Below are 15828 nucleotides of genomic sequence, written 5' to 3' on the forward strand. Positions count from 1 at the left end.
CTACCTACTTTCCGTCACACTCGACCTGTTCATAATCAATCAGCTTGTGAATCGTCGGATGGTCGCCACAGATTGCACATGTCTTATGGTTATCCGGAAGCTTGATCGTATGGAATTCCATCTTCAATGCATCAAAAGTCAGAAGCTTGCCTGTGAGCAGATCGCCGACGCCGATCAGGTACTTGATTGCTTCCATCGCCTGTAAGCTTCCGATGACACCGCCCATCGCACCGATGACGCCAGCCTGCTTGCAGGTTGGAACCGCATCCTTTGGTGGCGGATTCTTGAATACACAACGATAGCAAGGACCTTCTCCCGGCACATACGTCATAAGCTGACCCTTGAAACGGATGATACCTGCATGGGAAAATGGCTTCTTCGCCATAACACAGGCATCGTTTATAAGGAACTTCGCCGGGAAGTTATCGGTTCCATCAATGATGAAATCGTAATCCTTGATCAGATCCATGATATTTTCTGAGGTTACAAATTCACGGTATGTATTGACTGTGACGTCCGGGTTCATCGCATTCATTGTCTCTTTTGCGGATTTTACCTTCGCTTTGCCTACATCTGCAGTTCCATGAATGATCTGTCTCTGCAGATTTGAAAGGTCAACCTCATCGGCATCGACAATACCGATCGTACCAACGCCGGCTGCTGCCAGATACATTGCTGCAGGTGCGCCGAGACCTCCGGCACCGATGATTAAAACCTTGCCGTTCATCAGCTTCTTCTGTCCCTTTACACCGACTTCCTGCAGAATGATATGACGGCTGTAACGTTCCATCTGTTCATTCGTAAATGCCATTAAAATGCGCCTCCTCCCATGAAGTACAGGAACTCTACCGTATCTCCGTCCTTCAGTTCTGTCTTGTCAAATGCGTCGCTGTCAACGAAGTCATCGTTGACGGTAACTGTTACATAATCCGGATTCTCCACCTTCTCATCTACGATGAGCTTTGCGATGGTTGTTCCTGCTTCTACTTCCTTCTTAACGCCTGCCACTACAACTGTCATTTATTTATCCTCCTTTGTTCCAAACAATTATGAAACATATACTTATTTAATGAGTTACACATAATTACTATTTCTACGCAGACGCGCTCTCGCTCACTTCATCACGCAATGGTACTAAACTCACGTCAAACAAGTTTGCCGTTCGTTAAGTGCCAGCGTGCTTCAATGGTCTGCTTTAGAATTAGTAATTATGTGCAACTCTATTCAGTTAAGTCCAGTTTCATAATTGTTTGTAATTAACTGTTCTACCTTATTCCAGTATACTCTTGACCTTACTTTCCAGCTCCGGACGCTTTACCAGTCCGCGGATACGGTCAACTTCCCTGCCATCCTTGAAGAAGAGTATCGTTGGGGATGCCATTACCTGATATTCCCCGGCAAGGTCTGCGTCGAAATTCACATTGACCTTGACAACCTTGACCTGATCCTCGTAATCATCCTCGATCCCGCCAAGAATCGGTGATAACTGCTTACACGGGATGCAACTGTCAGAATAAAACTCTACGATCACCGGAAGCTTCTCTTTCAGCACTTCCACTTCAAACTCTGCGGTTCCTACTCGTTTTGCCATCGCTGCCTCCTACTCTTCGATCTTCTTCACGATCAGATCGTATGTGCCGTTCTCGTTGTCAATCAGCTTTAAGATCTGCTGTCCTTCTTCCTTGAAGCTTCGTGGTACATTCTGCACCGGTTCACCGTCGTTCATGGTAACTGCAAGCACCTGACCGATTTCCAGCTCTTCCATTGCTACCTTTGCCTTTACAAATGTCATCGGGCAGACAACATCTGTGATATCAACTCTCTCATCAATCTCAAAATCACCCATTATAAGCCTCCTTTATAACTTCCTTAAATTTATCGATTCCAACACGCTCCAGTGTAAAACGGAAACGCTCACTTGAATTTGCGTAATCATCAAAAAACTGAATGGCTGCATCTGTCACACGGAATAACTGTTCTTCCGATGTGATAACCGGAAGGAAAGATTCTCCCTTGCAGATCTGATTTCCAAACAATCCACCGAAGGATACGAGATATCCGCTCTCACCCTTCCATGCATCTGTCGGACACGCCTTGGCACATCTGCCACAGTAGTTACATTTGCTTGTATCGAGTGTCAGCTTGCCGTCTTCGATCGTGATCGCATTCTCACGGCATGCCTTCACACAGACACCACACATGATACAGCTTGGCTCATCGTAGGAAACGATACATGCGCCCTTGATTCCGACATCATTTTCCTCTGCCTTTAAGCAGTTGTTCTGACATCCGGTCACACCGAACTTGAACTTGTGCGGCAATTCTCTCGCATAATACCGTGCGTCTAATTTCTTCGCGATATCATAAGTATCGATGTTTCCGCTTGGACAGATCTGATTACCCTGACACGCCGTTACGGTACGAACACGTGGTCCACACACACCCGGTTTACAGCCGCCCTTTGCAAGCTCTGCCTTTACTTCCTCCACATCATCAAGCTTGACAAATGGAATCTCCACACTTTGTCTCGATGTCAGATGGACATGTCCATCCCCATATTTTTCTGCTACCTCGGCGATCTTCTTCAGATTTTCCGCCGTCAGATTTCCTCCGACTACCTGTAAACGAAGCGAGAAGTTGTTCTTCTGCTTCTGTCTCATAAATCCACCTTTTTTTAATGCTGCATAATCAACTGCCATCTCTTTTCATCCTCCTGTTGGTAATGCATGCCCTAACGTCTAAGCGAGTGCCGCTTTGAAATCTTCGATCAGATCCTCGATATCCTCTATGCCCACACTGATTCGGATCAGATCGTCGAAGACGCCTGCATCTTCTTTTTCTTTCTCTGTACTATGTGCATTCAGCGTTGACTCCGGATGAATGATCAACGTCTTCGTATCTCCGATATTCGATACGATCTTTGGAATACTCAGGTTGTTGATAACGGAAAATGCACGTTCCTTTGATCCTACACGGATCGTTAAGATTGCACCATATCCATTTGCAAGCACCTTATCTGCCACATCATGCCAAGGACTACAGGCTAACCCCGGATAGTTCACCGTGATATCCGGGTATGTATTCAAAAACTCTGCAAGCACCTTTGCATTACTGCAGGCACGCTCCATCCTAAGTCCCAGCGTCTCCATTCCAATCAGATTGTAAAATGCCGTCTGCGGTGCCATGCAGGCTCCCGTATTACGGAACAACCCATTCCGAAGCTTTGCCGTATAAGCCATTTTACCAAATCGCGCGTATTCTGCAACCCCCGGATATTTCTCTTTGTTCCATTTGAACCGTCCGCTTTCTGTGATCACACCGCTGATCGCGTTGCTGTTACCATTGATATATTTTGATGTGGAATTGACAACGATGTCTGCGCCCTTCTCAATCGGCTTTACCAGATATGCCGTTGCCACAGTATTATCCATTACAAGCGGCAAATCGTGCTGATGTGCCAGTTCGGCAAGTGCCTCGATATCCACGACATCGAGCTTCGGATTGCCGATCGTCTCTGCGAATATCACACGTGTATTCTCGTTGATGGCTGCCTCGACCGCATTCACATCGCTGATATCCACGAACACCGTCTTGATTCCAAATGCTTCGAAATCATGGAACACATCAATCGAACCGCCATACAGACTGGTCGATGCAACGATTTCCTGTCCGCATGTCACGATATTCAAAAGGGCATTCGTGATGGCTGCCATACCGGATGCACAGGCAACCGATGCAATCCCGCCTTCGAGTGCCGTCATGCGTTCCTCAAAGGCAAAGATCGTCGGGTTGTTGATCCGCGTATACGAAAATCCGGTTGCCTTATTGTGAAACAGCTTCTCGTGCTGTTCCGCAGATGGCTGGTAAAAGGCACTTGACTGATACACAGGTGTGAGTGTCGCGCCGGTATTGGCATCGCCCATTTTATTTCCATGTAAAAGTTTTGTATTAAACTTCATGATGTGGCGCCTCCTAAATATAATCTCTTCCTGCAACGATCGTACCCTCATATGCGGATGCGGATCTTATCTGCCGGCTTACCTCTTCCTCATTTGCATCGCCTGTAAATACGAGATCATAGGTTCCGGTAAGTGTCTTGTCCTGCTTTTCCGTCACAAGCAGCAATACGACAAGTCCGGCACGGTGCAGATGCTTCACAACGGTTTCAATCGCCTCGCCATCGGCCGGTGCGTACAGGTATGTATGACGTCCTTCGATGCTCAGTGCCTTCTCCACTTCCTCGACATACGCACGGTTGATCGTCTTTCCTTCCACGAACTTCACAGTAATTGCCTTCTGGCTCTTTAATGCGGCTCTTGTATTTCTGTCGACTCTGCCCTCGTACAATCCGGTTTCTTCGGTATGTACCTGCTCTACGACACCACAGGCAGAAGTCATATTTGTAACACGGTCGATCAGGATGAACTCGCCCAGTGTCTTATGATTCTTAAATTCGTCGACCACGATCTTATCTGCCAAAGAGATCTTGCAGACCGCAATCTCATTTTTGCTTAAGCTGTTAACCTTCTTTTTCTCGCCGGTGTTGACATCGATCGCATATTCGATATCGGTCACGGCTCCAAGGATCATCTTCGTGCCAAGCTTGAAGAAGAAGTTCTTGCCGTTTTGCAGTTCCTCATCATCCATCCAAAGCAGTGTTGCTGTGATCGAAGAAGCAACCTTCGCGCCGGATGCAACGGACAAAACGCATCCTCTTGATACGTCCACCTCTCGATCAAGCTGGATGGTAACCGGCTGTCCCTTCGCTGCGGATTCGCTGTCCTTGTCACCGATGTAAATGCTCTTTACCTTCGCTGTCTCGTTGCTTGGAAGCGTTGTGATCTCGTCACCCACATGAATGCTTCCATGCTCGATCTGTCCCTGGAATCCACGGAACGTATGATCCGGACGGCACACACGCTGTACCGGCATATAAAAGCCCTGCTCACTGTCGTCCTCCGCAATATCGATATCCTCGAGATATGCAAGCAATGCCTTGCCTGTGTACCATGGAATATTTTCTGACTTTGTTGTAACGTTGTCGCCCTCGGTTGCGGAAACCGGAATGATCGTTACATTTGGAAGTGACAGCTCTTTTGTAAGCTCCGCAATCTGCTTCTCAATCTCACGGAAACGTGTCTCATCGTAACCGACAAGATCCATCTTATTGACTGCAAAGACGAAGTACCGGATACCCATCAATGCACAGATTCTTGCATGCCGTCTTGTCTGGACGAGCACGCCCTGCTTGGCATCCACCAAGATTACGGCAAGATCTGCAAAGGATGCTCCGACTGCCATGTTTCTTGTGTACTCCTCATGTCCCGGTGTATCTGCCACGATAAAGCTTCGCTTGTCTGTTGTAAAATACCGGTAGGCAACGTCGATCGTGATACCCTGCTCACGCTCTGCCATCAGTCCATCTAACAGAAGGGAGTAATCGATTGCTCCGCCGCGGCTTCCGACCTTACTGTCTAATTCAAGTGCCTTTTCCTGATCTGCGTAAAGCAGCTTGGAATCATATAAGATATGTCCGATCAATGTGGATTTTCCATCGTCCACACTACCGCAAGTGATAAATTTTAATAATCCGCTCATCTTAGAAATATCCCTCCCGTTTTCTTCGTTCCATGCTTCCGGCTGCCTCGTTGTCGATAACACGCGTTGTACGCTCGGAAGAGACTGCTGAAAGTGTTTCCTCTATAATTGCATCCAGTGTATCTGCGGTTGACTCGCATCCACCGGTCAGTGGGTAACATCCAAGGGTACGGAAACGCACGCTCTTGTATTCAATCTTCTCGCCAGGCAAAAGCTTCATACGGTCATCATCTACCATGATAATATTTCCATCCCGGTATACGACCTGTCTTACCTTTGCAAAATACAGCGATGGGATCTCGATGTTCTCACGTTTGATATACTGCCAGATGTCTTTCTCTGTCCAGTTCGAAAGCGGAAATACCCGGACTTCCTCTTTCTTCTTGATCTTGGAATTGTAAAGCTTCCACATCTCCGGTCTCTGGTTCTTCGGATCCCATGCGTGATGCTCATTTCTAAAGGAGAAGATACGCTCTTTCGCTCTCGATTTCTCCTCGTCTCTTCTGCCACCACCAAATGCTGCGGTAAATCCATATTTGTCGAGTGCCTGCTTCAATGCCTGTGTCTTCATAATGTCTGTATATGCACTACCGTGGTCAAATGGATTGATGCCCTGCTTTACGCCTTCCTCGTTGATATACTCAATCATCTCAATGCCAAGCTTCTTTGCCATGTAATCACGGAACTCGATCATCTCCTTGAACTTCCATGTCGTGTTGACATGTAGGAACGGAAATGGCGGTTTCTCCGGGTAAAATGCTTTCATCGCCAGATGCAGCATAACGGAGCTGTCCTTTCCGATGGAATAAAGCATAACCGGCTTCTCACACTCGGCTGCCACTTCTCTGATAATGTAAATCGCTTCTGCTTCCAATTCATCCAGATGTGATAACTGTCCCATCCTCTTGTACCTTCCTTTCGATCTAATACTTGTTCGATTCTTTCTGGTTGATCACAACCTGTTCGGTCGTGCCGTCCCGTTTCTCGATGTTCCAATAAAGCTTGCCGTCCTCTGCATTCACGGTCATCTTACTTCCCATGCCGCCGATGTCTGCGCCAAGGTATAAGGCGATCGCACCGAACTTGCATTCCTTGATGCACGAAGAACAGCCCCAGCAGTCTTTCGGGTAACGCATGCATGCGGTTCCATCCGGATTTTTGCCGATCAGGCTGCCCGGACAGACGACTGCACATTTGCCACATTTCTTACATTTTTCTTTATCAATGAAGATGCTCATAGACGTCCTCCCTTCCCACGAGATCCCGGAAGATAATTTTAATCTCGCCGTCCTCGTATCTGGAGTTTACATATTTTAACCACGCATCGCTCTTCTCCGGATAATCCAGATTCTCTGCGAAGCTGTGCCAGCGTGTCTCTTTTCTTGCCTCAAGATGCGCGATTACGGATAAGCATACAACCAATCGCTCCCGCAGTTCATAGACAAACATCAGCTCGTGCATGTCGTCCGCCTTCACATCGGATAAAAGCTCCTGCAGCTGCTTGATCTTCTGCTTTGCCAGCTCTAACTGCTTCGCGTTGAACTGGTAATGGGTGGAGATTCCGCCTGCGTAATTATCCATGACCTTCTGCATTGCTTCCTCAAGTGCCTCTGCCACAAACATCCCGGATGGATTGTTCAGGTAATGGCTGTATTCGGTGATCTTATCATCCACAACCGTCTGAAGCTCTGCATCGAGTGCCACATCTGCAAATCTCTCATCCAATGTAGCCGCCTGCGCATCAAGCATCTGCACGATATGCTTCGCCGCGATCTCGCCCTCGACCATCGCGCCTGTCACATATTTCTGTGGACAGCCACCTGCCACATCCCCGGCTGCATATAATCCGGAGATCGTCGTCTGACGATTCGTGTCCACCCAGTAACCACTCGCAGTATGTCCGCCTACGATATACGGCTCGGTTCCTTCGATCTCGACATTCTGCTCACTCGGCTTCCTGCCGGATTCGAGCCATTTCAATGTCTGGCTCGGCGCCATGTTCAGATATGCCTTCTTGAGTGATTCGTTCTGTTCCTCGGAGATTCCTTCCGTACGGAGATAGCAAGGACCTCTGCCCTGTAAGTTCTCCATCACCGTGCCATACACACGCTCGGAAGTTGTCAGTCCGTATTTTGTCTCATAGACCTCGCCAAGGGAATTTACCTGTTTCGCGCCAACGCCCTGGGCGATCGTTCCGGTTGGTGCGATCGTATCCTTACAACGAAGGGCGATAAACCGCATCTCGAACGTTGTCATCTCGGCACCGCCGAGGATCCCCATTGCGAATCCCGCTCCGGTATTAAATGGCGGATACCACATCTTATGTCTCGAAAAGCCCGGATTGTTCGGTCGGTACAGACCAGCCGCACCTCCGGTTGCACAAAGCACTTTCTTCGCCCGGATCACATAGACTTTCTGTTCCTCGATGGAAAAACCGATTGCACCCTTGATCTCATTATCTTCGATCAGATAATCGGTGATATTCACCCGGTTTAAGATCGTGACATCCGGAAGTGCTTCCACCGCCGACGCGAGAAGCGGTTTCATATTCTCGCCGTTGATCTTGATGTTCCGGTTGCCTCTGGCGACATACTCTCCATTCTCATCCTTTAAGATGACCAGCCCAAGCTGTTCCATCTTCGCTGTCACACGGTTCAAGCCCTCGGACATTGTGAGAAGCAGATCCTCCCGCACGATATTGTCCGCGTCCTTCTTCGCGTAGTCCACATAATCTTCCGGCTTTCTGCCCTTCACGATATAAGCATTGATTGCATTGACACCGGCAGCTAAGCAACCGCTCCGCTTGATGTTCGCCTTTTCCGCTATGATGATCTTGTAATCGGAATTCTCCCTTACGGTAAGTGCCGCATAGCATCCGGCGGTTCCGCCACCGATGATCAGCACGTCCGTATGAAGAATCTCTTTGTTCTCGATATTCATAAGCGACTCCCTTCCAGTTTTCCTTTGCACTAGATGTAGAATACATCCTGCTCCTGCATCTCTTTATTCTCTAACAAATACGTCTTTTCTTCATCAAATACATATAACCGGTAGATCAGCACATGTACCGTCTCTCCGACCGATACAAGATCTTTTTCGAGCGACCGCTCGCCGGTTAACTCAATTCCGTTGATATCGACAACGACATCCATGCGGTTTCCTTTGAAGATCACTTCCTTGACCGTTCCAAGCTCGGCAGCACTGATATACCGGTCAAGCTTTCCGCTTTTCGAGATCTTCACGAATTCCGGCCGGATCACCGCCTTGTCTGCATGTGGGATTCGTTCAAATCCTTTCAGCCGGTCGTAATCTTCCACCACCGACGACCGTCCGATAAACTGTGCCACAAACGGGGTATCCGGAGATTTGTAGATTGCAAGCGGTGTTCCCATCTGCTCGACCACGCCGTGGTTCGTGATGATAATCTCATCCGCAACCTCGACCGCCTCATCCTGATCGTGCGTGACGAAGATACTTGTGATACCAAGCTTTGTGACCATCTCTTTTAACCATGTCCGAAGCTCGGTCCGCACCTTCGCGTCAATCGCTGCAAATGGTTCGTCCAACAGCAGTACCTGCGGATTCGGAGCTAACGCTCTGGCGAATGCCACACGCTGCCGCTGTCCACCGGATAACTGATTCGGATACCGCTTCTCCATGCCGGAAAGTCCGGTCAGCGATAACAGCTCGGTCACACGTTCCTTGATCTGTTTCTTCGACATCTTCTGAAGCTCCAATCCAAATGCGACATTCTCATACACTGTCATATACCGGAACAGTGCGTAGCTTTGAAATACGAATCCGATTCCACGTTTTGATGCCGGGATATCATTGACGCGTTTGCCGTCAATAAATATATCTCCCTCATTTGGATTTTCCAGTCCTGCGATCATCCGAAGAAGTGTTGTCTTTCCGCTTCCGGATGGTCCAAGCAGAGCGACCAGCTTTCCTTTCTCGACGCCGAAGCTCACATTGTCCGATGCAAGGAAATCACCATATTTTTTATAGATATTTTTCATCTCCACATACATAGTCTCTACCTTGTTCCTTTCGGCTCCTTCTCTTTTCCTCTATGCTCGATAATATTTCTTGCAATCAGTAAGATGATCGCTAAGATCACAAGAATCGAAGATACCGCAAATGCCGCGGTGATTGAGGTCTTCGTGCCCGACATATACAGGGCATCGATCTCAAGCGGCAAGGTGAATGTCTCGCCTCGCGTCTTCGAGAGCGCATTCACCGCACCGAACTCTCCCAGTGCCCGCGCCGTACAGAGGATGATGCCGTAGATCAGTCCCCATTTCATATGTGGGAATGTGATCTTCCGAAATATCGTGAATCCCTTTGCACCCATCAGCGCAGCGGCTTCTTCCTCATCCTTTCCCTGTACATTTAATACCGGGATGATCTCTCTTGAGACAAACGGAAATGTGACAAACACCGTAGCAAGCACTACGCCCGGAATCGCAAATGCGATTCGCACATCCGTTCCAAAATGCTGGTTAAACGCCCGGATCACCGGGTAGAACCATCCGAGTCTGCCGAATGTCATCAGGTAGGCAAGTCCTACGATGACAGGCGAGATTGAAAATGGTATATCAATCAACGTTGCAAGAATCTGCTTGCCACGGAAAGAAAACTTCGTGAGCAGCCATGCGGCGCAGATTCCAAATATCGTATTCACAACAACTGCGATACCGGTTGCAAGCAGCGTCACAAGCAGCGAGTGTCGCACATACTCCGTCGAGATCGACTCGATGTAAAATGCGAATCCCTCCCGCAGGGAATTGACGATCACAGAGAGTAGTGGCACGACCAGCATCAACACGATAAACAGTACCGTAATCGTGATTAATATAATTTTTGTCCGGCGTCTGCTTCGCTCTAATTTCTCATTTTCACTCATACCGACGCCTCCTAAAGCAGATTCGTTCTGGCAGATTGTCTCGCCTGAACGATATTGATAAATAACAACAATACAAACGATATAATTAACATCAGCAGTGCAATCGCTGTGGCGCTCTCATAATCGATCATTCCAAGCTTCTGCATGATCACATACGAGATGACCTGCGTCTTGTCCTTCGCGCTGTTTCCCGATATGTAGATGACACTTCCGTACTCTCCGATGCCTCTGGCGAATGCCAGCCCGAATCCGGTCAACAGTGCCGGTCGTAACTCCGGAAGGATCACGGCAAGAAATGTTTTCCTGCGGCTTGCGCCAAGCATGAACGCCGCTTCCTCATACTGTCCATCCATCTTCTCTAATACCGGCTGTACCGCCCGCACAACAAACGGGATTCCGACAAAGATCAGTGCGATCACAAGTCCGGTCTTCGTGTAAGCAATCTGGATTCCAAGCTTCGCGAATATCTTCCCGTAAAATCCACTGTCCGAAAAAAGCTTTGAAAGCGTGATACCTGCAACCGCAGTCGGAAGCGCAAACGGCAGCTCGATGAATCCATCTAACAGCTTCTTCCCCGGAAACTCATATTTGATAAGTGTCCATGCAAGAATCAGTCCAAACACGGTATTGATCACAGCTGCCAGGAAGGAACATCCGATACTTGTCAGAAATGCATTTCTCACATTTTCCTTCATAATAAGCCGGAACCACTCCCCCGGCGAAAGCTTCAGTGCATAGACAAGCACCGATGCAAGCGGGATCAGTACGATCAGGGATAATAATGTAATTACGATTCCAAATGTCAGATGATATCCCGGAATCACACGCGTCTTTTTTGCTTTCTTCATCACTTTGTACTCTTTCCTCTACGAATGGTTATAGATCTGATCGAACAATGCACCATCATCGAAATACGTTTCATAGGCGTTGTCCCATCCTCCAAAATCATCGATACTCCACAAATCGATAGTCAGATCAAATTTATCTGCATATTCTTTCAGGATTTCTGCATCGGCCGGACGATATCCATAGGTTCCGATCAACCGTTGTGCCTCGTCACTGTACAGATATTCAAGATACTGCCTGCTTACTTCCTGGGTGCCGTTGGCATCCGCGTTATCATCGACGATTGCCACACTCGGCTGTGCCAGTATACTGACGGAAGGATTGATAATCTCATATTCACCGGCATAAGAATTCTGGATTGTGATTGCCTCATTCTCCCATGCCACAAGCACATCGCCCTTTTTGTTCTCTACAAAGGTCGTTGTAGCGCCTCTGGCACCGGAATCCATCACAGAAACCCGGCTGTATAACTTCCGCATGAAATCCTCCTGCCCGGATTCTTCCTTATATACCGTCTTCGCATAGCTTAAAGCGGCTAAGAAATTCCAACAGGCGCCACCACTGCTTTTCGGATCCGGTGTAATAACCTCCACATCCTCGCGGATCAGATCATCCCAATCCTGAATCTGCTTCGGATTTCCCTTTCTTACAAGAAATACAATCGTCGATGTATATGGGGATGAATCATCGGCAAACTCAGCCTTCCATCCCACATCAATCAGACCGGTATTCTGAATCAGTGTAATATCATGTTCGAGTGCGAGCGTTACGACATCCGCATTACAGCCCTCCACCACAGATCGTGCCTGTGCCCCGGAACCGCCATGTGACTGGATCACCTCTACAGTCTCACCATATGTATCCTGATAATGTTCCTCGAACATCTGATTATACGCTTCATAGAATTCCCGAGTCGGATCATACGATACATTTGTAATTTGGATTGTCCCATCCGCCTGCTTTCCGCATCCGGTAAGAAGCAGCGCAAATGCAAGTAGAACGGGAATTGTCTTTTTTTTCATAATGTTCCTTTTATTTATACAAACAGAGAAGTCGATAAGTATCTCTCCCCGGTATCCGGAAGCAATACAACAATCATCTTACCCTCATTCTCCGGGCGTTTTGCAAGCTCTGTTGCAGCGGAAAGTGCAGCTCCGGAAGAAATACCAACAAGCACGCCATCCGTTCTTGCCACATCTCTGGATGTCTCAAATGCTGCATCGTTTTCTACCGGGATGATCTCATCTAAGATATCCATACGAAGCACATCCGGCACGAACCCGGCACCGATCCCCTGAATCTTATGTGGACCAGGCTTTCCTCCGGAAAGAACCGGAGAACTTGCAGGCTCTACCGCAACCACCTTGACATCCGGATTTTTCTCTTTCAAGCCAAGTCCGGTTCCTGTTACCGTTCCGCCTGTACCTACAGCCGATACGAAGATGTCGACCTGTCCGTCTGTATCATTCCAGATCTCCTGTGCTGTCGTTGCCTTATGGATGGCTGGATTTGCAGCATTCTCAAACTGCTGTGGAATAAATGCATTTCCATATTCCTCCTTCAGATTCTCTGCCTTGGCGATCGCGCCCTTCATGCCATCACGTCCAGGTGTCAGGACGATTTCTGCGCCAAGTGCACCTACGATCTTCCGACGCTCCACACTCATCGTATCCGGCATCGTCAGAATCAGATGCAGTCCCTTTGCCGCACATACAAATGCAAGACCGATTCCGGTGTTACCGCTTGTCGGCTCAATGATGATCGTATCCTGATTGATCTTGCCATCCTTGATCCCCTGCTCGATCATCGCATTTGCGACACGATCCTTCACACTTCCAAGTGGGTTGAAGTACTCAAGCTTGACTACGATCTTTGCCTTTAAGTCCTGCTCCTTCTCGTAATTCGTGAGCTCCAGAAGTGGAGTATTTCCAATCAATTCAGTTAACTGTTTTACAATCTTCATCTTTGTTTTCTCCTTTTCTTTTTCATTTATATGTTTCTATTTCCTACATTTCATACCTATTTAATAGGAATAGTATGTATTCATTGAGAAGATATTACTACTCAATTCCTACAAAGTCAATAGGTTTTCAAATAAATTTGGAAAAAAATAGAAAAAAGACGCGCAATTACATGCACGCCTATTTTCTGTTTGCCCACCATAGCTTCTTCAGATACCCTTGCGTCTTTTTATAGACAGATTCGTCTACAGACTGATTTGAAAATCCAGCAATATTTAAAATTTTAATTATCTGCCCTGCTTGCGATTCAAGCTCCTCCCTTGCCTGCTCTCGTTCCATATGAGCAATGATATACTTTATCTGATCCTCATAATTTTTACATATCATAAATTCTGCGTGCCGCTTCCCGTACCATTGAACCATCCGGCTGTAAAACAAAATCAGTTTATCATTATAAGAAGCTTTTACAAACCGGATATAAAATAACAGCCACAGAAAAAACCGGCGACCGAACAAAAATACAACAACGCCTGCCACTATTATGATCAAGCCATATAAAACCGCACGAAGCACAGAATCAGATATCGTAAATGCATTTGTCTGCTGCGTGGTCACATCACCCTGTTCTTCGCCGCCATCCATAAAATCAGCAAACTCATCCCAGAAATTCGTGACATCTTCCGTTTCTGTCGATGAAGGTGTCACATCCACCGGATACCAGCCAATCACAGGATCATACACTTCCACCCATGCATGTGCATCTGCATCTGTTACATTTACACATACATACGCAGTTTCACCTATTTCAGAGTATCCATCATAATAATCGGCATAGTCTGCGCCCTCGACCAGCTCACCGCCTAGGATCTGATCGTAATCGATTGCATACCCTTCCACATATCTCGCAGGAATTCCCATATATCGGAAAATAAGCACTGCCGCACTTGCAAAATAAGAACAATATCCCTTCTTATTCTCCATCAGGAAATAATTCACAAAATCTTTTCGTTTCGGGGTTTTTCCCGGGCGAACTGTATATGGATAATTCTCCTGATAATAGTTCTTCAGTTCCTCGATCACATGATCTGTCGTTCCGATCGTTCCAATCTCGGATGCGACCTGTGACACCGCTTCCATATTCTCCTCCGGCACATATAAATCCATATCATTATACGCCAGCGACTTTGGTGTTACCGGAGCACGATTGCCTGCCACACGTGGATAATAGGTAATTGTATATCCATTCCGTATCATTTCCGCGTCTTCTGTGTAATAAGGCTGATACAACTGAGGATATACACCTACACATTGAATCTCCATCGTTGCTTTGGCACTGCCCTCACATTTCCCATCGTATTGCTCTTTCAGTGATCTCGCCTCTGCATCGACATCCATGCCATCATAAGTTTTGATCTCTCTCATTGGTGTCCATTCATTCGCATAGGGGTTATAACGGACACCGGTAAAAGATTTCAGATAAATGCGATCCGTCGTATATGGTGCCATCTTCACAACAAGATCGGTTTGATTATCCAGATAAACGGTAGAAACATCCCCCAGTTTGCCACCACCGACACCTCCGTTCGTGCCGGTTCTATGATACAATCCCTCAAAACCGTCGACCAGCAGGGTTGACATAGCTGTCATTGTCAAATTCTTATATTTATTACCCGTATACCCCAGATTAAACGATTCTTTTGGTTTCACGGCTCCCGCAAAAACCACTACCAGCACAGTCGTTACAACTGCTAACATCCCTGCCTGAAGCATCGCCTTTACATCATAGACATAAGCAACCTCTTTTTTCTTTTTCCCCTGAACCTGAAACCGTGCACTACTCCGCCTGACGGATACCTGCGGGCTATAATGTTTTCCAGCCTTAAATATAACCGCCATCGAAACACCGGCAAGCATCATAAGTACATACAAAAGATCCGGTTCCATCGTCAGATACAGCGGAATAAGGTTCAAACTCATAATAATCACAATTGCTGTCACATACTGCATCCGTCGTGAGATATAGACATTTAATAAAATATCAAGCACAATACCGATAAAAAGTGCCACAAACGTAACCGTCACATACCGGTTTCCAATTTTCTCCTGATATAACTTCTGGATATCTACATTGAAATACTGTGCCGCATTGTCCACAGTGATATTCACAATTGCATAAAATCCACTGTTGATATAATCACGGAATGTAAATACCAGAAAGGCAAAGGCGACAAACAGGAACAGATAACCAAGATTTTCCACCAGCAGGCGGTAATACAACATCGCACAACCAAGTGATGTCAGCAAAATCAAAGCATGACAAAGTCCGACATGAAACGAAATGTCAAATGCCGTCAGATAAAAGCCAATACTTCCCATTGAAAGAAGATAGACAATGAACCCTTTCAACAGCAGGGTAAGTACCCGGTTTTCTTTCTTCTCAAAGAATTCCTCCTGCAGGTACACACCCTCACACAGTTCTATTGGTTTAATTGTATTCATATGTTTCTTTTTCGCCAT

At 47.0% G+C, this 15828-nt stretch carries 16 protein-coding genes; all 16 read right to left on the reverse strand.

Annotated elements, in window-relative coordinates; genetic code table 11:
- Positions 1 to 4: 4 nt before the first annotated feature.
- Positions 5 to 811 (reverse strand): thiazole biosynthesis adenylyltransferase ThiF, encoded by an 807-nt coding sequence (thiF, locus tag ACZQK9_RS07435; protein WP_021984374.1) that lies wholly within the window; start codon positions 809 to 811, stop codon positions 5 to 7.
- The gene (gene thiS / locus ACZQK9_RS07440; protein ID WP_021984375.1) at positions 811 to 1020 is read right to left on the reverse strand and encodes a sulfur carrier protein ThiS; all 210 of its coding nucleotides are present in this window, start codon (positions 1018 to 1020) and stop codon (positions 811 to 813) included. Before thiS ends, thiF begins: the two co-directional genes overlap by 1 nt.
- A 250-nt stretch (positions 1021 to 1270) precedes the next feature.
- Complete coding sequence (locus ACZQK9_RS07445; protein ID WP_483270182.1) at positions 1271 to 1591, reverse strand: thioredoxin family protein; 321 nt, start codon at positions 1589 to 1591, stop codon at positions 1271 to 1273.
- 9 nt (positions 1592 to 1600) lie between these two features.
- Complete coding sequence (locus ACZQK9_RS07450) at positions 1601 to 1846, reverse strand: sulfurtransferase TusA family protein (RefSeq protein ID WP_118734973.1); 246 nt, start codon at positions 1844 to 1846, stop codon at positions 1601 to 1603.
- Complete coding sequence (locus tag ACZQK9_RS07455) at positions 1839 to 2699, reverse strand: ferredoxin-like domain-containing protein (protein WP_483270183.1); 861 nt, start codon at positions 2697 to 2699, stop codon at positions 1839 to 1841. The genes ACZQK9_RS07450 and ACZQK9_RS07455 overlap by 8 nt, the downstream gene beginning before the upstream one ends.
- A 39-nt stretch (positions 2700 to 2738) precedes the next feature.
- Positions 2739 to 3959, reverse strand: a complete 1221-nt coding sequence (locus ACZQK9_RS07460) for an O-acetylhomoserine aminocarboxypropyltransferase/cysteine synthase family protein (RefSeq protein WP_483270184.1) — start codon at positions 3957 to 3959, stop codon at positions 2739 to 2741.
- 13 nt (positions 3960 to 3972) lie between these two features.
- Entirely contained in the window at positions 3973 to 5598 is a 1626-nt protein-coding gene (locus tag ACZQK9_RS07465; RefSeq protein WP_483270185.1) for a sulfate adenylyltransferase subunit 1, read from the reverse strand.
- Position 5599: 1 nt separating this feature from the next.
- Positions 5600 to 6499 carry a sulfate adenylyltransferase subunit CysD gene (gene cysD / locus ACZQK9_RS07470; RefSeq protein WP_483270186.1) on the reverse strand — a complete coding sequence of 300 codons (900 nt, stop codon included), beginning with the start codon at positions 6497 to 6499 and terminating at the stop codon, positions 5600 to 5602.
- 22 nt (positions 6500 to 6521) lie between these two features.
- Positions 6522 to 6836, reverse strand: coding sequence for a 4Fe-4S dicluster domain-containing protein (locus ACZQK9_RS07475; RefSeq protein WP_483270187.1), 315 nt, complete (start codon positions 6834 to 6836; stop codon positions 6522 to 6524).
- Positions 6820 to 8538 (reverse strand): adenylyl-sulfate reductase subunit alpha, encoded by a 1719-nt coding sequence (locus tag ACZQK9_RS07480; RefSeq protein WP_483270188.1) that lies wholly within the window; start codon positions 8536 to 8538, stop codon positions 6820 to 6822. The genes ACZQK9_RS07475 and ACZQK9_RS07480 overlap by 17 nt, the downstream gene beginning before the upstream one ends.
- Positions 8539 to 8567: 29 nt before the next feature.
- Positions 8568 to 9629 (reverse strand): ABC transporter ATP-binding protein, encoded by a 1062-nt coding sequence (locus ACZQK9_RS07485; RefSeq protein WP_483270189.1) that lies wholly within the window; start codon positions 9627 to 9629, stop codon positions 8568 to 8570.
- Between the two features lie 5 nt (positions 9630 to 9634).
- Positions 9635 to 10504 (reverse strand): sulfate ABC transporter permease, encoded by an 870-nt coding sequence (locus tag ACZQK9_RS07490; protein ID WP_216508025.1) that lies wholly within the window; start codon positions 10502 to 10504, stop codon positions 9635 to 9637.
- 11 nt (positions 10505 to 10515) lie between these two features.
- A complete protein-coding gene (gene cysT / locus ACZQK9_RS07495; RefSeq protein ID WP_483270190.1) occupies positions 10516 to 11352 on the reverse strand; it encodes a sulfate ABC transporter permease subunit CysT in 837 nt (278 codons plus the stop codon).
- An 18-nt stretch (positions 11353 to 11370) separates the two neighbouring features.
- Complete coding sequence (locus ACZQK9_RS07500; protein WP_483270191.1) at positions 11371 to 12372, reverse strand: sulfate ABC transporter substrate-binding protein; 1002 nt, start codon at positions 12370 to 12372, stop codon at positions 11371 to 11373.
- Between the two features lie 14 nt (positions 12373 to 12386).
- The gene (gene cysK, locus ACZQK9_RS07505) at positions 12387 to 13313 is read right to left on the reverse strand and encodes a cysteine synthase A (protein WP_483270192.1); all 927 of its coding nucleotides are present in this window, start codon (positions 13311 to 13313) and stop codon (positions 12387 to 12389) included.
- A 178-nt stretch (positions 13314 to 13491) separates the two neighbouring features.
- Entirely contained in the window at positions 13492 to 15828 is a 2337-nt protein-coding gene (locus ACZQK9_RS07510; protein ID WP_483270193.1) for a transglutaminase-like domain-containing protein, read from the reverse strand.

The organism is Wujia sp., assembly GCF_056872695.1.